16 protein-coding genes are annotated in these 19686 nt (G+C 58.9%); 12 read left to right on the top strand and 4 right to left on the bottom strand.

Annotated elements, in window-relative coordinates; genetic code table 11:
- The first annotated feature begins 12 nt into the window (after positions 1–12).
- Positions 13–1074 carry an ankyrin repeat domain-containing protein gene (locus CXU21_RS06910; RefSeq protein WP_146017000.1) on the top strand — a complete coding sequence of 354 codons (1062 nt, stop codon included), beginning with the start codon at positions 13–15 and terminating at the stop codon, positions 1072–1074.
- 148 nt (positions 1075–1222) lie between these two features.
- On the opposite strand, the gene CXU21_RS12490 is transcribed toward CXU21_RS06910, so the two are convergent.
- On the bottom strand, positions 1223–3184 hold the full coding sequence (locus CXU21_RS12490) for an MFS transporter (protein ID WP_102725546.1): 1962 nt from the start codon (positions 3182–3184) through the stop codon (positions 1223–1225).
- 327 nt (positions 3185–3511) lie between these two features.
- Entirely contained in the window at positions 3512–5032 is a 1521-nt protein-coding gene (locus tag CXU21_RS06900; protein ID WP_102725545.1) for a HEAT repeat domain-containing protein, read from the bottom strand.
- A gap of 523 nt (positions 5033–5555) precedes the next feature.
- On the opposite strand from CXU21_RS06900, the gene CXU21_RS06895 reads away from it, so the two are divergent.
- From CXU21_RS06895 to CXU21_RS06855, 9 genes are all read left to right on the top strand, one after another.
- Positions 5556–7235, top strand: a complete 1680-nt coding sequence (locus CXU21_RS06895; protein ID WP_102725544.1) for a glutamine--tRNA ligase/YqeY domain fusion protein — start codon at positions 5556–5558, stop codon at positions 7233–7235.
- A 26-nt stretch (positions 7236–7261) separates the two neighbouring features.
- Entirely contained in the window at positions 7262–8464 is a 1203-nt protein-coding gene (locus CXU21_RS06890) for a bifunctional 3,4-dihydroxy-2-butanone-4-phosphate synthase/GTP cyclohydrolase II (protein WP_102711916.1), read from the top strand.
- 21 nt (positions 8465–8485) lie between these two features.
- A complete protein-coding gene (gene ribH / locus CXU21_RS06885; RefSeq protein ID WP_102711918.1) occupies positions 8486–8974 on the top strand; it encodes a 6,7-dimethyl-8-ribityllumazine synthase in 489 nt (162 codons plus the stop codon).
- Positions 8975–9005: 31 nt separating this feature from the next.
- Positions 9006–9899: a transcription antitermination factor NusB gene (nusB, locus tag CXU21_RS06880; RefSeq protein ID WP_180972276.1), complete on the top strand. Its 894-nt coding sequence runs from the start codon at positions 9006–9008 to the stop codon at positions 9897–9899.
- Between the two features lie 15 nt (positions 9900–9914).
- The gene (ftsY, locus tag CXU21_RS06875) at positions 9915–10763 is read left to right on the top strand and encodes a signal recognition particle-docking protein FtsY (RefSeq protein WP_102725543.1); all 849 of its coding nucleotides are present in this window, start codon (positions 9915–9917) and stop codon (positions 10761–10763) included.
- A gap of 15 nt (positions 10764–10778) precedes the next feature.
- The gene (gene rlmN / locus CXU21_RS06870) at positions 10779–11858 is read left to right on the top strand and encodes a 23S rRNA (adenine(2503)-C(2))-methyltransferase RlmN (protein WP_102725542.1); all 1080 of its coding nucleotides are present in this window, start codon (positions 10779–10781) and stop codon (positions 11856–11858) included.
- Positions 11859–11971: 113 nt separating this feature from the next.
- On the top strand, positions 11972–13423 hold the full coding sequence (gene dnaB / locus CXU21_RS06865) for a replicative DNA helicase (RefSeq protein ID WP_102712247.1): 1452 nt from the start codon (positions 11972–11974) through the stop codon (positions 13421–13423).
- A 279-nt stretch (positions 13424–13702) separates the two neighbouring features.
- Entirely contained in the window at positions 13703–14530 is an 828-nt protein-coding gene (locus CXU21_RS06860; RefSeq protein WP_102725541.1) for a PEP-CTERM sorting domain-containing protein, read from the top strand.
- Positions 14531–14680: 150 nt separating this feature from the next.
- Positions 14681–15301 carry a methyltransferase family protein gene (locus CXU21_RS06855; protein WP_102711928.1) on the top strand — a complete coding sequence of 207 codons (621 nt, stop codon included), beginning with the start codon at positions 14681–14683 and terminating at the stop codon, positions 15299–15301.
- Here CXU21_RS06855 and CXU21_RS06850 read toward each other — a convergent pair.
- Positions 15291–16535, bottom strand: coding sequence for a competence/damage-inducible protein A (locus CXU21_RS06850; protein WP_102725540.1), 1245 nt, complete (start codon positions 16533–16535; stop codon positions 15291–15293). The two genes, CXU21_RS06855 and CXU21_RS06850, sit on opposite strands and share 11 nt — an antisense overlap.
- 112 nt (positions 16536–16647) lie before the next feature.
- Between CXU21_RS06850 and pyk the strand changes: the two genes are divergently transcribed.
- Positions 16648–18069: a pyruvate kinase gene (pyk, locus tag CXU21_RS06845; protein WP_102725539.1), complete on the top strand. Its 1422-nt coding sequence runs from the start codon at positions 16648–16650 to the stop codon at positions 18067–18069.
- A 103-nt stretch (positions 18070–18172) separates the two neighbouring features.
- A complete protein-coding gene (locus CXU21_RS06840; RefSeq protein WP_180972700.1) occupies positions 18173–18649 on the top strand; it encodes a GNAT family N-acetyltransferase in 477 nt (158 codons plus the stop codon).
- On the opposite strand, the gene CXU21_RS06835 is transcribed toward CXU21_RS06840, so the two are convergent.
- On the bottom strand, positions 18637–19458 hold the full coding sequence (locus CXU21_RS06835; RefSeq protein WP_146016999.1) for a hypothetical protein: 822 nt from the start codon (positions 19456–19458) through the stop codon (positions 18637–18639). The genes CXU21_RS06840 and CXU21_RS06835 overlap by 13 nt on opposite strands.
- Positions 19459–19686 lie beyond the last annotated feature (228 nt).

The raw sequence follows: 19686 nt of genomic DNA, 5'->3' as shown, positions 1-19686 counted from the left end.
TATAAGGATGCCATGAGACAAATGACAGGGTCCATGCTGCTTCTGTCCGCAGCAGCCGTCGCAGCCGCCCCCCTGGCGGAAGCGGAGGAAAGGACGATTCAGCTCACGGAAGCGGAAAAACAGGAAATCCAGGCGGCAAATGAAAAGCTGCTGGGCCTTACCCTCCGCTTCCTGCACGACTCCTGGCCCCTGGAAATCATGTTCGCCGGAGAGGCTCAACAGGAATTCCACTCCATCCTCCAGTGCTACCGGATGCTGGAGCAATTCCGGCAGACCGGCAACCTCCAGCTTCAGGCTCCGGACCGCAATACGCCCCTGCATCTCTGCATTGCCCTGGGATTGAATCAACTGGCCATCCGGATGATAGAAGCGGGCGCTCCCGTAAACGCCCAATCCATCTTCATGCATGACGGCACTAAGGAACCGGGGGACACCCCCCTCACCTGGGCGTGCCTGTCAGGCCTTTACATGAACTCCACGGCGGAAGACAGGCTGCCGCTGGTGCAGGCCCTGCTCAAGCACGGAGCCAACCCGGACCAGCCGGGACCGTGGGGAGTCACCCCGTTCATGTACTCCGCCGCCCTCAATGATTCCGACCCCGGACAGGAAAAAATAGCCCTGGCCCTGCTGGACGCGGGTTCTCCGGACCTCAAGCGCAGGTTGAACGCCCAGGCGCGCGGCGTAGGCTTCCTCAGTCTTTCCCCGGCCATTTATGAACGTCTCATCAAAGCAGGATTCGATGTCAACGAGCGCTTCTTTGAAAGCAAGCAGTCTCCCCTGCATCTGGTCTGCACCAAGGAAAAACCGGCGGAACGCCTCATCCCCCTCATTGAACTTCTCATCAAGGCTGGAGCGGACCCCAACCAGCCGGACGTGGACGGCCTGACGCCGCTGATGGCCTGCAATTCTCCGGAAATAGCCGTTTGCCTCATGAACAACGGCGCCAATCCCTCCCTGCGTAATGATGACGGGCAGACTGCCTATGACTTCCACATGAAAAACGGGTATCCTCCCATTGCGGAAGCCATTAAAAACTGGCAGGCCAACCGGAAAAAGGCGGACGGCGCCCGCTGACCCCGTCTCTTCATGTTCCTGGCATCTGCCTTTCCACTTCTCGTCTGAAAAGGGAAAACGCCGGAGCCCATCCGCCGTTATCCCCGGGACATGAAAAAAGCCGCCCCCCGGCATGGGAGGCGGCTTTGAAAAACGCAGGTGGAGGCTCTTATTCCTCCGCTTCAATGCCTTCACCGATCATCTTGAGATCTTCCGGCATCTTGCCTGTCGTGAAGTAGCCTTCAATCTCTTCCAGGGAGCGGCCCTTGGTTTCAGGCAGGAAGAAGGTCACCGTGATGAAGTACAGCACCGTAATGCCGCCCAGCGTAAAGAACACGCCGGAGTAGCCGCAGCTCCCCACCCACGGGAGGAAGGAACCTGCAATCACCGTGGAAACGAGCTGGTTGATCAGCAGCGCGATTGCCATGCCGTTGGAGCGGATGCGGGCGGGCATCAGTTCGGACAGGGCCAGCCAGACGCACACGCCGGGACCGGTAGCATAAAATGCAATGAAGATGATGAAGAACGCGGTCACGCCCCAGCCCATGGTGGTATCCGGCTTTTCACCCAGTTCCGCCTTCAGGATGGAGACAGGCTTCATGGCATAGCCGTCCTTGCCGTTCACCACCATCTTGTTGGTGGAATCAGGCACGGCCTTGATCAGGGACAGGGAAGCCTTGTCCTCTTCCTTCTTGATGTCCTTGGCATCCTTGGTCAGCTCGGCAAACTCCACTACGGAAAGCTGGGTGGAGGATCCCATCAGAAACTGGTACCAGGCGGGATTGGCTTCCGGCTGGTCATAGGTAATGATGAGCTGCATCCTGTTGATATCCTTGTCACCCATGCCATTCTTGGCGAGCAGGTCCTTGACGAAGGGGGAATCAGGCGTGCGTTCCAGCTGAAGCGTGCGGATGGAGCTCACATCCTTGCCCTGTTCAAACTCCTTCTGGACGGAGGGGCTCTGGGCGGCCAGCAGGGCGGCCACGTCCGTGGTCACGTCCTTGCGGGCTTTTTCCACATTATTGAACAGGAAGCCGGTGCCGAGAAGACCCACCACAATGCCGGCGGTGCCGATCTTGAGGAGGAATTTGCGGCCCTTGCGGTCCACCAGGATCATGGCGACGATGGTCATCAAGCAGTTCACCACCTTGATGGTGAAGTCCGCCCAGTTGGCGGTGGTGCCTTCCAGGCCAGCCTGCTGGAATACCTTCACGGAGTAATTCAGCACGGAGTTGATACCCGTAGCCTGCGTAAACGCCAGGACAAGGACCGCCAGAACAAAGGGATATACGTACTTGCGCTGAAGAAGGGATTCACCGGAAGAGCTCTGCTTCTTGAGCTCCTCAGCCTTCTGCTTCTCTTCCTCTTCAATGTGAACCATTTCATCAAACACTTCCTTGGCGCGCACATCTCCGTAACTGCGCACCAGCACGGCCATGGCTTCATCCTTGCGACCGCGGCGGAACAGGTAGCGGGGAGATTCGCTCAAACGGAAGGAACCGAAGAACAGGAAAAGGCCGGGAACGGCGCAAACCCAGAAAATGGCCTGCCACGCAAAAATCTTGGCGGAAGTCAGCGTTTCCTCGCTCGCGCCGGAATTTTCCACACCGCCCACATAGCTGGCGGCAAGCAGGCCGACTACGGCGGCGAACACCAGGCCCACCGTCAGCAGGAACTGGAACATCCCCGTCCCTTTGCCACGGGATTCCGCGCTCAAACACTCAGCCAGGTACAGGGGAACCACCACACCTACAATACCGGCGCTGGCGCCCTGGAGAATACGGCCCAGCAGCATGATGCCGAACACTTCCTGGGACAGGCAGATCACGGGAATACTCACCGTGAACAGGGCGGCGGCTACGGTAATCAGCGCCTTGCGTCCCAACTTGTCGGCCAGATACCCGGCAAACAGGGAAGAAAGCACGCTGCCGAACAGCACGGCCGCCACCACCTGGGAAAGCTGGGAGGGATTAAAGCCAGCCGTCTGCTCAATGTAGGGGAGCGCCGCAGCAATCACGCCGACGTCCACACCATAAAGAAGGCCGCCCAAACCGGCCATGATAAGGAGGTAGCGCATGTATCGCCTGGCCGCATCCGGAACGGCGGCCTTCATGTTTTCTTGGTCTGTCATGGTCGTTGCATTCTAGTAAATTGGCTTTTCTCCGCAACCAAAAAAGAGACGCTTCCGGGACAAAAACAACTTTCCCTCCGTGAAATGCATCCAAATAGTGGAAATATCACAAGGAAAACAGCCGGGAGCTATAAAGAAAGAACGGGGCTTTAAAACAAATACAATTATTTTCTTCTTCCCTTCATGGGAAAAAGCCTCCTTCCCCTTCCATCCGGGGCGCAGCTAAAAAAAGCCGTTTAAGTTTTCCACACAAAAAACCGCGTATGGAAAAATACGCCGCTCCGTGTTCATCCGGAAAGCTCCGGCTTCAGGAAGCAGAGCCCCCCCTTATTGAGAGGACCTGGCGGAAGAGTCTATCCCCAGACGCTTTTCAATCAGGTTCACGGACAACTCCGCGCACAGGCGCAATTCATTGTCCGTATCCCTGGTGAAGGCCTTGAGCGCAGAAAGGGAAGCTTCCGAACCGATTTCTCCCAGAATTCGGGCGGCGGAGCGCTTCAGCACAAAATCATCGGACTCATTCATCAAGCGGATGATGTCCGCTTCCCCCGTGGGGCCTGCCGCCACGCACTCCTCCTCCCACTTCTGCGGGTCCTTTTTCCACTCATCCAGAAGCAGCGCAAAATTCTTCTTTTCCGGACCGTGCAGCAAAAACCTGACCAGGGAAGCCGGAATCTCACAATCCGCCTTCTTCAACTCCGTGGCTACATAATAAACCACGCGCTGGGCCTCCGCATCCTCCGGACGCCCCCACACCACCAGGGCTGACGCCAGCGCGGTCACATACTCCGCATCACGACCCCACGGCTCCCGGAGAAGCTCCACCAGCTTGGCGGAAACTTCAGGGCGCATCCGGTCAGGCTTTACGGACGCCAGACGCTTGGCCGCGGCAATGACGCGCCGGATATCCAGGCAGGACAATTCCTTTAGATTAGCCAGCACAAAATACTGGTGACGTTCATCCTGCAATGCGGCGGAAGCGGGACGGGCTTCAAACTTGTCCCGGTTCAGGACTACTTCCACAAAAAAGCGCTCCTTGTCCTGCAAGGTCACTTTCCCCATCTTGGACGCCACATCCACAAACTCCTTGAACGTAATCGGAGTGGGGGTAATCACGAACAACCCGCCGCCTGTTCCCTTGCGGTCATAAAAAATGGGCTCGTCCTCGGACTGGGTCATCCTCTTCAAATACGCCTTTACCATGTCCCGGTTGGCTCCGTTCACCCCGACCACCCACACGCCCAGCACCCCCTGGTCTTCCTTGCGGTCAATAGCGGCAAACAAGGGTTTCAAGTCCCCTTCCCCATAATTCTGGACGGAAGCGGCAGGACCGGCAACCTGTTCCCAGCCCATGCTGGTAAAGCCGGAGACGTCTTCCTCCTCAGGCTGGGAGGCATTTTCCCTGCCGCCAAGCAGGGAGGGGTTCAGTTTCACCGGATAGACGAAAGGCAGGGAGGCAATGCCCCCGGCGACCAGCAGGCCCAGCAGGATGAAGACAATTTTATGCCTCCGCCCGGCACATGCCATCAGGCCTCCGGCCAAACAGGCGAAAAACAGGGCGAACGCCTTCTGCTGGGGCTGCTGCAGCATGGAAAGGAAGGAGGTTCCGTCCATCTCGAAAGACGCATTGTAAAAAAGCCAGAGGCAGCCGGCGGCAATGACCAGGGACGCGCAAAGGCACATCAGCTGAATCAGCCCCGTCTCCATCAAAGCGCTCTGAATAACTTCCCTCCGGTCCCTGGGGGTACTGACGGAAATGGCCTTCTTCGCCCTGGCGAAAGGTTTTTTGGAGATCAGCTTTTCCCTGTCGCAAAGAAACTCATGGCCGCATTTGCTACAATTCACCATAGAACCCTCCGCGGAGGAAGGAACATTGATATGTCGTTTGCACTGTGGACAATTCAGATTCACGTGAGCCAAATATGCACGTTTTTGATTCTTTTGCAATCCCTCTCTTCCAAACTTTCCTTTTGCCGGGCATTCTGCATAAATTTTCAAGGTTGATCCATTAAACTCCATTTCAACAGCTTTCTCCCTCCGCAGGGTTTTTACCTGTTCCATTCTCCACTTTAAACCTATTCCATACCTTTTAAAAACAATACTTTGCGAACCAGCAAACCTTTCCGCAGCATCCTGCAAACACCCCGCAGCGCGGGCTTGCGTCTTTTCCTAGTAAAAGACTGGGGATTTTTTATCCATCTTCATGAAAAATGCACATTCCCAAATATGCATGTATGGAAATTATTTAAATTGTATGACCACAGCCCTCCGGAAAAAGATAAAAAACACTTTTTATCCGTCACGTTCCGCCTCATGTCATTCCGAGTGAACACACTTGCAGAAGATGGATTTTGGTAGTAGAATTTTCGCCATGTCATTGCAGCCTGCCGAACGCCGAGATTTCATCCGCGATATGATTTCTGATGACCTTGCCTCCGGCAAGCATCAGGCACCGGTAACCCGCTTCCCCCCGGAACCCAATGGTTACCTCCATATCGGACATGCCAAATCCATCTGCCTCAACTTCGGCATCGCCCAGGAATTCCCGGGCGCCCGCTGCCATCTGCGCTTTGACGATACCAACCCCAGCAAGGAAGACCAGGAATATGTGGACAGCATCCAGGAAGACATCCGCTGGCTGGGCTTTGACTGGGGGAAGAACCTCTTCTTTGCCAGCAACATGTTCGGCTTTTTCCATGAATGCGCCGTAGCCCTCATCAAGAAGGGACTGGCCTACGTGGATGAACAGACGGTGGAGGAAATACGCGCCCAGCGCGGCAACGTGAACGTGCCCGGAGTGGAATCCCCATACCGCAACCGTTCCGTAGAGGAAAACCTGGCACGCTTCCAAGCCATGAAAAATGGGGAAATTCCGGAAGGAAAGGCCATTCTGCGCGCCAAAATAGACATGGCCTCCAGCAACATGAACATGCGTGATCCCGTGCTGTACCGCATCATGTTTGCGGAACACCACAACACAGGCAACACCTGGTGCATCTACCCCATGTACGACTTTGCGCACCCGCTGGAAGACGCCTACGAGCACATCACCCACTCCCTCTGCACGCTGGAATTTGAAAACCACCGCCCCTTGTACGACTGGGTGATTGAAAACTGCCCCGTTCCGGCACGCCCGCGCCAGACGGAATTCGCCAGGCTCAACCTCACCTACACCGTCATGAGCAAGCGCAAGCTGCTACAGCTGGTGCAGGAAGGCCACGTCACCGGATGGGACGATCCCCGGATGCCAACCGTCTCCGGCATGCGCCGCCGGGGCTACACGCCCGCCGCCATCCGCAACTTCTGCCAGACTATAGGCATCACCAAATTCAACGGCTTCACGGACGTGGCCCTGCTGGAATACAGCGTGAGGGAAGACCTGAACGCCAACGCGCCGCGCCGCATGGCCGTGCTCAATCCCCTCAAGGTCACCATCACCACCCTGCCGGAAGACGCGGAGGAAATGGCGGAAGTGCTGAACAACCCGGAAAAACCGGAAGAAGGCAGCCGCCAGATTCCCCTCACCAGGGAAGTCTGGATTGAACGGGACGACTTCATGCTGGACCCGCCCAAGAAATACTTCCGCCTGGCCCCGGGCCGCACGGTGCGCCTCCGCGGCGGCTACTGCATTACCTGCACGGATTACAGGCAGGATGCGGACGGCAACATCACGGAAATCCTGTGCGAACACATCCCCGGCACCATCGGCTCCAACCCTCCGGAAGGAATCCAGTGCCGGGCGGCCATCCACTGGGTGAGCACCAGGGACGCCGTGGACGGTGAAATCCGCATTTACGACCGCCTCTTTACGGAGGAAAACCCGGATGCGGCGGAAGAAGGCTTCCTCTCCGTCATGAATCCCGGCTCCCTGACCGTCATCACAAACGCCAAGCTGGAACCCTCCCTGAGCGCCGCAGAACCGGAATTCCGCTGCCAGTTTGAACGCCTCGGCTACTTTGTGGCGGACCGCAGGGACCACGTACCCGGCCAGCGCCCCGTCTTCAACCGCACCGTGGCCCTCAAGGACTCCTGGGCCAAGAAGCAAAAATAACCCTCCTTTCACTTCTACTCCCTTATATGGACAACCAACTTCAATTCTGCACCGTTGACGAAGCCGTGGAAGAAATACGGCAGGGACGGATGATCATCGTTACGGACGATCCCGGCCGTGAAAATGAAGCGGACCTCATCCTTGCCGCCGAATTCGCTACGACGGAAGCCATTAACTTCATGGTCACCCATGCCAGGGGCCTCGTCTGCGCCCCGCTCTCCCCGGAACGGGCGGACGCCCTCCAGCTCCCGCTCATGACCTCTGTCAACCGGGAAAACATGTCCACCGCCTTCACCGTCTCCGTGGATGCGGCCCATGACATCACCACGGGCATCAGCGCCGCGGAACGCGCCCTGACCATCCGCACGCTGGCGGACCCCAGGGCCACCGTCAACGACTTCGTGCAGCCGGGCCACACCTTCCCGCTCCGCGCCGTCCCCGGCGGGGTGCTGCGCCGCGCCGGCCATACGGAAGCCACCATTGACCTCGTACGCATGGCGGGCCTCCAGCCTGCCGGCGTATGCTGTGAGATCATGAAGGAAGACGGCACTATGGCCCGCACGGGGGACCTGGGAGGCTTCCAGAAAAAACACGGCCTGAAAGCCTGCACCGTGGCCCAGCTCATTGAATACCGCCGGGCAAAGGAAAAGCAGATCCGCCTGGTGGAAACCGTCAAGATGCCCACGGACTACGGAGAATTCACTTGCCATCTTTATGAATCCCAGCTGGACGGAGCCCTTCACCTGGCCCTGGTCCACGGAGAAATCTCCGCGGACAAACCCACGCTGGTGCGCGTGCACAGCGAATGCCTTACCGGGGACGTCTTCGGCTCCCGCCGCTGCGACTGCGGCAGCCAGCTCCATACCGCCATGCGCCGCATCGCGCAGGAAGGCGGCGTGCTGCTCTACCTCCGGCAGGAGGGCCGCGGCATCGGCCTGGCGGCAAAACTCCATGCCTACAAGCTCCAGGAACAGGGGCTGGATACCGTGGAGGCCAACCTCAAGCTCGGCTACCCGGACGACCTCCGTGACTACGGCATCGGCGCCCAGATCCTGCATGACCTGGGTGCGGACCAGCTCCGCCTGCTGACCAACAACCCCCGGAAAATTGTGGGCCTGGAAGGCTTCGGCATTAAAATCACGGAACAGGTACCCCTTATCATCCCTCCCAACGACCAAAACAGCAAATACCTGGCTACCAAGAAGTGCAAGCTGGGCCATATCCTGTAACCTCATCCCAACCACTTCTGCATGTCCACGGAACTTCCTCCCCGCCAGCGGCCTACGGGCACGCGCGCCAAAATCTGCATCGTCGCCTCGGAATACAATGAGCAATACACCCAGGCCCTGGTAGACAACTGCTCGGAAGAGCTGGAAGCCGTGCTCCCGGCTGTGCGGCTGGAAATCATCCGCGTTCCGGGCGCCTTTGAAATCCCGGTGACCATCAAATCAGTCCTCTCCCGCTCTCCGGAAAAACGCCCTGACGCCGTCGTGGCGCTGGGGGTCATCCTGCGCGGCAGCACGGACCATGCGGACCTCATCGGCTCCACCATCACCCAGGCCCTGATGCAGGTGGCGCTGGAATTCACCACCCCCGTCATTCATGAAGTCCTGCTTCTAAATGATGAAAAGCAGGCCTTTGCCCGCTGCATCGCCTCCCAGCTCAACCGCGGACGGGAAGCGGCGCGTACCGCAGCCCGTATGGCGGAACTCTTCCTCAACTCCCTCTCCCGGCAATAAGGTTCACACTCTCTTCCCTTTCTCTACCGCCATGCTCTCACGCAACCAAATCAGACAAGCAGCCATCCAATACCTCTATGCCACCTCACAGGCTCCGGAAACGGAGCAGGAACAGGACGAGGGCATTTGGGATATCCTGATGGAACCCTTCCGGGGGGACTACTGCAAACTCAGGGCCAAGGCCGTCTCCGGCCACCTTACCCGGGACTACCCGGACAAACTGCGCCTCTTCGTCACCCGCGCGCGGGAAACGGCAGACAAACTCCAGCATGACCCCCTCACCCTGCCTGTTCGCGACCAGCTCCAGGACCTTCTGGTCAAGGAAGGGGAATTCAACGCCTCCCTGCTCCAGCTGAAAAAGGCCCTGCATGAAGACCCCTCCAATGACAGGGGCACGCTTTCCGCCGCCTGCGACGCCTCCCAGGAGCTCAATACCACCCTGATGCAGATGCGCCGCCGCCTGCTGGACGCGCTCAAGGACTTCCCGGCTTACAGCAGCATCTGGGCCCCTCTTATTTCCTCCTGCCACAAGCTTCAGGAAATCAACGACCGCGTTAACTGCATCATCCACCCGGACGGCCGTCCCTCCCTGGCGGAAATGAAAAAAGTGGTGGAAGCCGGACAGGATGCGGACGAACTCTACCGTGAAGCTAAAACCCTGGGAGAAGAAATCCTGCGCCGCCGGGACGAGCTGGACGCCGCCATCAACGCCACGCTGGAAAACTACACCCCGGAGCGCGTCAGCGCCATCGACCGCGCCATCCTGCGGCTGGGAGCCTATGAACTCCTGCACCGCAAGGACCTTCCCGCCCCCATCGTCATCTCGGAAGCCATCCGGCTGGCGGAACGCTTCTCCTCCGCGGAATCCCCCCGCTTCATCAACGGCGTGCTGGCCGGCATCTCAAAAACGGAACGCCCGGCGTAACCCATCCCCTGCACCATGGCTGGATTCTTTAAAAAACTCTTCACCAAATTCTCCCGCGGCGCCAAAATAGACTGGGACGAATTGGAAGCGGACTTGGTCACAGCGGACATCGGCATCAGGCGTGCCATGACCATTGCGGACCAGCTGAGGGAAAGCAAGGGCCTGGATGCGGAAAACCTGGTGGAAGCCACCCGTGAAGTTCTCCGCCAGGCCTTTCCGGCCACCGCACCATCCCTGCCCGCTCCTCCGGAAGGAAGGCCGCTGGTCATCCTGGTGGTAGGCGTCAACGGAACGGGTAAAACCACCTCCGCCGCCAAACTGGCCCACCTGCTGCAAAAACAGGGTTCCCGTGTTCTCCTGGCCGCAGCGGACACCTTCCGCGCCGCCGCCGTGGAACAGCTCCAGAGCTGGGCGGACAAGCTGGGCATCCCCATCTACAAGGGAGCCCACAACCAGGATCCGGCCTCCGTCTGCTATGAAGCCCACACGCAAGCCCTCCGTGAAGGTTTCCAATACCTCATCTGCGACACCGCGGGGCGTCTCCACACACGCCACAACCTCATGGAGGAACTCTCCAAAATCCGCCGCACCCTCGCCAAGCAGGATGCATCCGCGCCCCACCGCACCCTGCTGGTGGTGGATGCCACCACGGGCGCGAACGCCCTGGCCCAGGCCAGGGAATTCCATAAGGCCACCCCTCTGGACTCCGTCATCATCACCAAGATGGACGGTTCCGGAAAAGGCGGCGTGGCCGTAGCCATCATGGATGAAATGCACATCTCCCCGGCCTTCCTGGGAACGGGAGAAGGCGCGGAAGACTTTGAACCCTTCAACCGGGACCGCTACGTAGATTCCCTGCTGTAACGGGCCACTCTCCCCATGCCCCCGCTCCCCCTCATCACCGCCCAGACGGAGGAAAAACTGCTCGCATTCCTGACGGAACACGGCCACACCAAATTCCGTGTCCAGCAGGTCATGGACTGGGTCTGGCGCAAGCGCGTCACCTCCTTTGACGCCATGACCAACCTTTCCCCGGCGCTCAGAACCCTGCTGGCGGAAAACTTCCGTTTCCACTCGCCTGAAATCGTGGAAATCCACGGCTCCGCGGACACCACGCGGAAATTCCTCACCAGAATGGAAGACGGCAGCCTGGTGGAATTCGTCATCATTCCCGCCGCCGCTGCGGAAGACGGGGAACAATCGGACCGCGTCACCTTGTGCGTCTCTTCCCAGGTGGGCTGTGCCTTCGGCTGCAAATTCTGCGCCTCCGGCCTGCTGGGGCTCAAACGCAACCTCACCACCGGGGAAATCATCGGGCAAATCCTCTCTGCGGAATCCATCGCCGGAAAACGGGTCAACAACCTCGTCTTCATGGGCATGGGGGAACCGCTCTCCAACGTTGACAACCTGCTGGACGCCCTGGAAATCATCACCTCCCACCGGGGGCTGGAAATAGGCGCGCGCCACATCACCATCTCCACCTCCGGATTCGTTCCCGGACTGGAAAAACTGGCCGCCTATCCCAAGCAAATCCGCCTGGCCGTCTCCCTGCACGGAGCCACGGACGAGGTAAGGGACCAGATCATGCCGGTCAACAAAAAATGGCCCCTCTCCCAGCTCATCCCCGCGCTGGAGGAATGGGGGCGGCACAGGAACCAGATGCCCACGCTGGAATACATCCTCATCAAGGATGTGAACGACTCCCTGAAGGATGCGTCCCACCTCGTCCGCATCGCCAAAAAGCTGCATGCCAAGGTCAACCTCATCCCGTACAACACCGTGGAGGGCCTCCCCTGGGAACGCCCCTCGGAAGGCCGCTGCCGCGCCTTCCGGGACGCCGTTCACAAAGCGCGCATTCCCGTCACCATGCGGTATGAAAAAGGCCATGACATCAACGCCGCCTGCGGTCAATTGAGGCTGAGGAAGGAACAGGAAAACAACGGAGGCTCACCCAGCTGACGGGCCTAGGCCTTTTCCGAATTTCCTGAACTGCGGGCAGTATTTATTTTGCCCGCAGTCTCCGGTTGTGTTATTCCTTTTCCGCCGGATGCCACCCATCCCGCCGCCGCATCATGGACACTACGGACACCCCATCCTCCTCCCCACTGGAACTGACCAAGGCCCCCCGCAAAGCCCCGGCCCTGGACCTCCGGGACATTCCCCAGGCTCCCGGTCCGGAAAAGGGCGTGCTGGCCCTCATGGCCATGGACCCCGCCACCTACGTGGGGCAGTGCGTCACCATCGGCATGACGGAAGACTACTTCTACCTGCCTGCACACAAACTGCTATGGCGCCTCTTCCAGGGCCGCTACAATAAAAACGAACCCATTGACATCGTCTCCATCACCCAGGCGCTGGAAGACATGCACCAGCTGGAAGCCGTGGGGGGAAGCGCGGGACTGGCGGAAATCTACACCTTCACCACCACCGGAGCGTACTTTGAACACTACCTCAATGTACTGAAGGATAAATTCATCCTCCGCTCCATCATTGACATAGCCACCCAATCCACCACCCAGGCTTTTGACAACCCGGATGACGTAGCGGAACTGCTGGATTCCGTGGAAACGCACATCTTCCAGATCCGGGAGCGGTACAACAGCGCCAAGGACGAACAAAGCCTGGCGAACATCCTCAAGCAGGCTGTCACCAACTTTGAAAAATTCATTGCCAGCAAAGGGCAAATCCAGGGCCTGACCACCGGATTTGAAGAACTGGACAAAAAGAGCAACGGCCTCAAGCCGGGAGACATGTTCATCATCGCCGCCCGCCCCTCCATGGGTAAAACCTCCTTCCTGCTCAACATCGTGGAGCACATCTCCCTGAATGAGAAAAAACCCACGCTGCTCTTCTCCTGTGAAATGCCCGCCGTCCAGATCGTGGAACGCCTCCTCTTTGCCCGCTCCGGAGTCCGCAGCCGGGAAATCATCAAGAGAGGAAATCTCACCCAACTGGAAATGAAGCATTTCAAGCAGGCGGTCAAGGAAGTGGGGGCGTCCCAGCTTGTTATTGATGATACCGCTGCCATCTCCATCAACGAGCTCCGGGCCAAGGCCCGCCGCGTCATGCGGGACCAGGGGGGGCTGGCGGCCATCGGCGTGGACTACCTCCAGCTCATGCGCTCCCATTCCAAGCAGGCCGCCAACAGCCGTGAACGAGAAGTAGCGGAAATCTCCGCCGGCCTCAAAGCCCTGGCCAAGGAACTCAAAGTCCCTGTCATCGTCCTGGCCCAGCTCAACCGCGGCCCGGAAAGCCGCACGGGAGCCAGCCTGGGCGTGCCCCGCATCTCTGACCTTCGTGAATCCGGCTCCATTGAACAGGACGCGGACATGATCGGCCTGCTCTACCGCTCCGCCTACTATGCGGAAGACGAGGAAAAACGCCAGCAGATGGCCGGACGGGCCAACCTTCACCTGGCTAAAAACCGCAACGGCCCCACGGGGGACGTTCCGCTTCACTTTGAAGCGGAACTCATGCGCTTCTCCACGCGCGAAGCGGACGAGCACGACCAGGAAAACGAATAAACTAAAACCTCCCTGGCCGTTTTCTCTGCGGATTAACAATCCGGGAAAGGTAGTTTTAACTTGAATCCGCCGTAAAATTCAAGAAACTGCGGGGAGTAAATAAAAAAGCCTATCCGACACATACCCAAAGATTTTCTCCATTATGGGCATGTATATTTCATATAAACCTCTGCAACCCAAATTTTACCATTGACTCCGGATTGTTAATCCGATAGGTTCGCAACGATTCCGGCGGTCTCGTCTGAACTCATTCCAAATAAAAACACCTCTGTTTTCAACATGAAAAAAACTTTATCCATTGCCGCCCTGCTCTGCGGGTTGTGCACCGGACTCCATGCTGCCAGCATGGTCACTGCATGGACTGGCGGAGCCGGCCCTACGGAAGGCAATACTTATGATGTGAACAACGCCGGAAACTGGAGCAATGGAGTTCCGAACCGCAACGGCAATGCCGGTCCTGACGTCATCTTTGCCAACACCGGCACGATCAATGTCAGCGGCAGCCTGGTAGATACCTCTGACGGCGGCAGCATCACCGTGACGGGCAACAGCACCGTTACCGTGGGAGGCTCCCGCTGGACGGGCAATGTCACCGTGGGCACCGGCTCCACCCTGAGCCTGGGACAAGTAGATTTTAAAAGCAGCCTGATCACCCTGGACGGCACCCTTAACCTTAATGTCTGCGGCATTGATCCGGGCGGCGACGGCGCCAGGCTCGTCTTCGGCATCGGCGGCATCCTGAACGTGGACCAGAAAATGTGGGGCGCGGGAAGTTTCTCCGTCTCCGGACTTCTCGCAACTACCTCCACGGATGTAGCCGCGGGGGAATTCCAGTTTGTCACGCGCACGCTGATCAATTCCGGCGGCTTTGACGGGGGTGACGTTTCCCTGGGGGAATTCCTGGCAGAGGACGGAAGTTCCCTGACCAAAGCCTCCGCCAAAATGGAAGGAAACGCCGCTGACCACCAGGGCCAATACTACATTTACAAGGATGGAAACACCATCAAGGTACAATACGTGGTAGGGGGAGCGGTTCCGGAACCCGCCACAGCCACGCTCAGCCTGCTGGGGCTGGCTGCGCTGATGATGCGCCGCAGGCGCGCCTGATTCCTTAAACCTCCTTTACTTTTACTCAAGGGCTGTGCGTTCAAGGCGCACGGCCCTTTTTGCATGCCCCTTGTGACAGAAACGTCACGGAAAATATCTTCATGCCACTTTCCGGAGCCGTAGGATGCTTCCACTACATTCCTTTAAATCATGGAAGCCCGCGCCAAATCACTCAACGAACGCCTCCGCACGCTCATCTCCCTCTTCTTCGGTCTCGCCATCGGCTGCGCCCTTCTCTTCGGGGAATCCCGCTGGGAAATGTCCCCGCTCATTGAAGAAAGCCTCATGTTGCTGGCCTGCTTCATGGCCGGCATAGGCGCCTTTGGCCGCATCTGGTGCTCCCTGTATATTGCAGGATATAAAAACAACGTCCTGGTCATTGAAGGCCCGTACTCCATGTGCCGCAACCCGCTTTACTTCTTCAGCTTCATCGGCGGCATAGGCGTGGCCTGCGCCACGGAAACCTTCACCATCCCGCTGCTGACGGCGCTGGCCTTCGGCATCTATTACCCGTCCGTCATTAAAAAGGAACAGGAACGGCTCATCTCCCTGTTCGGAGACGCCTACCGGGACTACTGCCGGAACGTCCCTTCCTTCATTCCCTCCCTCTCCCGGTTAAAGCCGCCGCCCGCCACCTACTCCGTCAATCCCGCGACGTTTACGCACAACATCGTGGACGCCCTGTGGTTCATCTGGTTCATCGGCATCTTTGAATTCATCAGCGGCCTGCATGAGGCGGGAATACTCCCCGTGTGGTTCCTCATTCCGTGACGCCCTCCCTTCTTCTGGCGTCCAGAAGTCCGGCCAGGGCCTTCTGGGAAACCATCCGCCGGAAAGAATCGCGGTCCCGCGGATAAAGCATCATCTCCGTCCGCGTTTCTCCCCCCCGGAAAGCCCAGGCAAGCCAGACGGTGCCCACGGGTTTCTCCGGCGTGCCGCCTCCCGGCCCTGCAATGCCGCTGACAGCCACAGCCACATCCGCCCCGGAGCGGTCCAGGGCGCCCTCCGCCATCGCTTTCGCCACGGGTTCGCTCACCGCCCCGTGGAGTTTCAAAACATCCTCCGGCACTCCCAGCATCTTCTCCTTTGCCCGGTCAGCATAAGTCACCCAGCCGAATTCAAAAACTCCGGAAGAACCCGGCACATCCGTAATCCTCTTGGCAATCAGGCCGCCGGTACAGCTCTCCGCCGTCGCTACCTTCAGCCCCTGGGCGGCCAGATGGAGCACTACGGCCTTCTCCAGGGAAGCCCCTGCGGGCGCCAGCACATAAGCCCCGGCCAGGATGCGCAGGCGCGCCTCCCCCTGTTTCAAAGCCGCCTCATCCCCCACCAGGCGCACGTCCACCTCTCCAATGCGCGCGCAATACGCCACCTCCAGCCCCGGCACCTGGTGCAGGGAACCATCCACCAGCTCCTGAAGATCGCTCTCCCCAATGCCCACCAGGCGGAAAACGCGCAAATGGGGAATATCCTTCTCCGCCAGGTCTTCCAGCATCGGCATCACGGAATGCTCCACCATCGGCCTCAACTCTCCCGGAGGCCCGGGCAATAAAATAAACATGGGCAGGGAGCCGCTGGCAGGCATCACCAGGCCGGGAGCCGTTCCGTTGGCATTCTCCAGCACCGCGGCTCCGTCCGGGACCATGGCCTGCTTGAAATTGCACTCCGCAATGGAAATCCCCCTGCGCTCAAAATAACTCTTCAACCCCTCCGCCACACGCTCGTCACGGTGCATGTCCACGCCGCACACGTCGCACAGGGCTTCCCTGGTCACATCGTCGCTTGTCGGCCCCAGGCCTCCGCTCACAATCACAATATCCGCGCGCCGGGCGCTCTCCCTCATGGCCTCATTAATGGCATAGCCGTCGGGAACCACGGTCTGCCTCTCCACGCGGAACCCTGCTTCAAACAGCCTGTTGCCCAGCCACGCGGCATTCGTGTTCACAACACTCCCCAGCAAAATCTCCGTACCGGTGTTGATCAATTCAACCCTGATCTGATTCATGCCGCCAGTATGCGCCCGCAGCCGCCCCGTGACATGCAACAATCCTGCCATGTACCACAAAAAACTTCATTTGAATGTGCCTTGGGATACAGTATGGGCACTGACAAAGACCATGAGCACACCTTCCCGGCCCCGCGCCACCAAAATCATCTGCACCATTGGACCAGCAACAGACACTTCCGACATGCTGGGCCAGCTTATTGAAGCCGGAGCCAACGTCTTCCGGCTCAACATGAGCCACTCCAAACACGACTGGGTCAGGGAAGTCGTGTTCCGCATCCGCCGCAAGGCGGCGGAACTGCAGGCAAACGTAGCTATTCTCTTTGACCTCCAGGGGCCCTCCATCCGCACCGGCGACCTGGCCGAACCCTATCACCTGAAAAAAGGGGATACGCTGGAAATCCGCCTGAGCACCGCCAAGCCGGAGCTCCCCTTCTCCACCACGGTGAACTATGACGGGCTCCTGCAGGACGTCCAGGCAGGACACACCATGGTGGTGGACAACGGCGGCATCCTCATGCGCATTGAGGAAGTGCGCCCGGACAGGCTCATCTGCAAGGTGCTTACGGAAGGCGTCTTCGGCTCCCGCCGCCACATCAACCTCCCCGGCGTGGCGCTGCGCCTCCCGGCCCTTACGGAAAAAGACCTGGCGGACCTGGCCGTGGCCGTGGAATGCGAGACGGACTACGTAGCCATGTCCTTCGTCCGGGACGCCGCCCACATCGCCCAGCTCCGGGAACACATCGACACCCTGGGCGGAAGGGCCCAGATTGTGGCCAAAATCGAAGACCAGCAGGCCATCCGCCATATTGATGACATTATTCTGGCCGCAGACGTCATCATGGTCGCGCGCGGCGACCTGGGCATTGAAGTCAGCATTGAAGAACTTCCGATCATCCAGCGCCGCATCATCCGCCACTGCCACAGGCTGGGCCGCCGCTGCATCGTAGCCACGCACATGCTGGAATCCATGATCACCCAGCCCACCCCCACCCGTGCGGAAGTCACGGACGTATCCAACGCCATCTTTGAACAGGTAGATGCCGTCATGCTCTCCGGTGAAACCTCCGTGGGCAATTATCCCGTGCGCTGCGTGGAAGTGCTGGACTCCATCGCCCACCGCATGGAACGTTCCGGCAACCTCAACTTTGCCGCGTCCGCCATCCTAAGCGGAGACCGCCAGAAAGCCACCAAGGCGGCCATCTCCCTGGCGGACTCCGTAGAAAACGCCTGCATGGTCGTCTTCACCCGCCGCGGCCTGGCCGCCACGCAGGCCGCCGTGCTCAGGCCGGAACGGGCGGCTATCTTCGCGTTCAGCAATGATCCCGTCGTCGTCCGGCAACTGGCGCTGGCCCGTGACGTCACCGCCTTTGAATCCCCCTTCCTGAAAGACCCTGCCCGCATGATTTCCACCGCACTGGACCTGCTGAAGGAAAAAGGGCTGATCATCTCCGGGCAGCCCGTCGTCATCCAGGGGGACAGCCTCCAGGGGGAACTGCTGGCGGACTCCATCATCTTCATGCGCGCAGAATAAGAAGAGAGGTCTTAGCCGCATGCCCCTTCAGGAGTAGCAGAAGCCTGCGGCATTCCCTGGGGACTTCATCCGGACCCTTATGAAAATACCTCCCCGCTTCCACGTGGCACAAGAACCAGCCGTGTGGCCGCTCCCCGCGCCCCTGATGGAACTTCTGCTGGATGCTGATCCGGACGAACGCCAGGTGGCGGAGCATCTGGCCCACGGCGAACTATACGTTGCACGAAGCCGAGGGCTCCTCGCCGGAGCCATCGTCATCAGGCGCACGGCGGATGACACCTGGGAAATCATGAACTGCTCCGTCTCTCCCGAACACAGAAGGCAGGGTTGCGGAACCGCTCTGGTGCTGCACGCTCTCAACATCATCAGGGACAAGGGCGCCCGTTATGCGGAACTGGGAACGTCCGATGCTTCCCCCGGCCCCATGGCCCTGTATGAAAGCTGCGGTTTCCGGACGGCGGGCGTCATCAAAAACCACTTTACGGACAACTATCCGGAACCCGTCTGGGACAATGGCGTGCAGTGCATTGACATGATCCGCATGCGTACGGATCTGGCCCCTTCTGCTCAGAAGGAATAAACCAGGCTGACACCCGTCACCCAGCTATTGCCCTTCACCAGCGTTCTTCCATATACCCGGTTCACCCCGTGGGCGCCCTTGCCAAGCCAGTGAAGCCCCACAAACGGCTCCACAAAAACGTTCCCGAACAAACGGTAATTAGCCGTCACCCGGACGTACAGGGACTGCCAGCCATTGCCGCTGGAAGGCCAGTAGGAGGAACTCAGCACCGCACCGAACTTGAACCCCATGTAAAGATTTTCCGTCATCCGGAAATCCGATCCCGTGCACATGTCAAACCACCATCCCGTGATGCCGTAAAAGGAATAGGCCGCGCTGCCCTGCGCATAAAAACCGGGCAGGAAGCCCAGGTCATGGCGCAGGACCAGAGCCGACTCATACGTCGTACCGCCGTTGCCGAACAGGCGTTCGGAAGCAAACCCCGCCATCCCGCCGTCATTCATGCGCAGGGATAACGCGGCGTAAGTGGCTTTTCCAAACTTCCGCTGGAGCCCAAGATCGGCCACCGTTTCATTCTCCATGTCCACCGCCGGATGCCCCAGGAATATCTCCTCCTTCAGGGCCAGAATCAGGGAATACCGGTCATTCAGGTCGCTCCTCCAGTCCAGGCGCACGGGGGCCGTTGGATTGCACCCTCCGGGAATCAAACCGCGGAACTCATAGTTGGTGGAATAGCCCGCCTTCAAACTGCCGCTCACGGGTCTCAGGGGCGGATCGGAAGGAGCCTCCGGAATGCGTGACTCCGCCAGGGAAGTTGAAATGGAAACGGCCAGAACCGCTCCAAGAGCAGAAGAAAAGGAAAAATGCATAAACTCGGAACTACGGTGCTGCAACATTCTGAATAAAAATGCTCCCGCTGGCAACAAGCAAAAAAGACGCAGGAACATTCTTCTCCGCTCCGGGGGCTTCATCCAGCTGAAAGGCATTCATTCCAGAAAGAATAAACAGGACTGAACCGGGCTTTTGTGCAGGGATTGCCGCTTTGCCTGTGTCCCTTCCTCCCGGGAATCTGAACAAAGAACAAAAAGAGCGGCGGA

This window comes from Akkermansia muciniphila, assembly GCF_002884975.1.
GTDB classification, from domain to species: Bacteria; Verrucomicrobiota; Verrucomicrobiia; order Verrucomicrobiales; family Akkermansiaceae; genus Akkermansia; species Akkermansia muciniphila_C.
The sequence above is the reverse complement of the archived record's forward strand: the minus strand, read 5'-3'. Positions and strand labels throughout refer to the sequence as shown.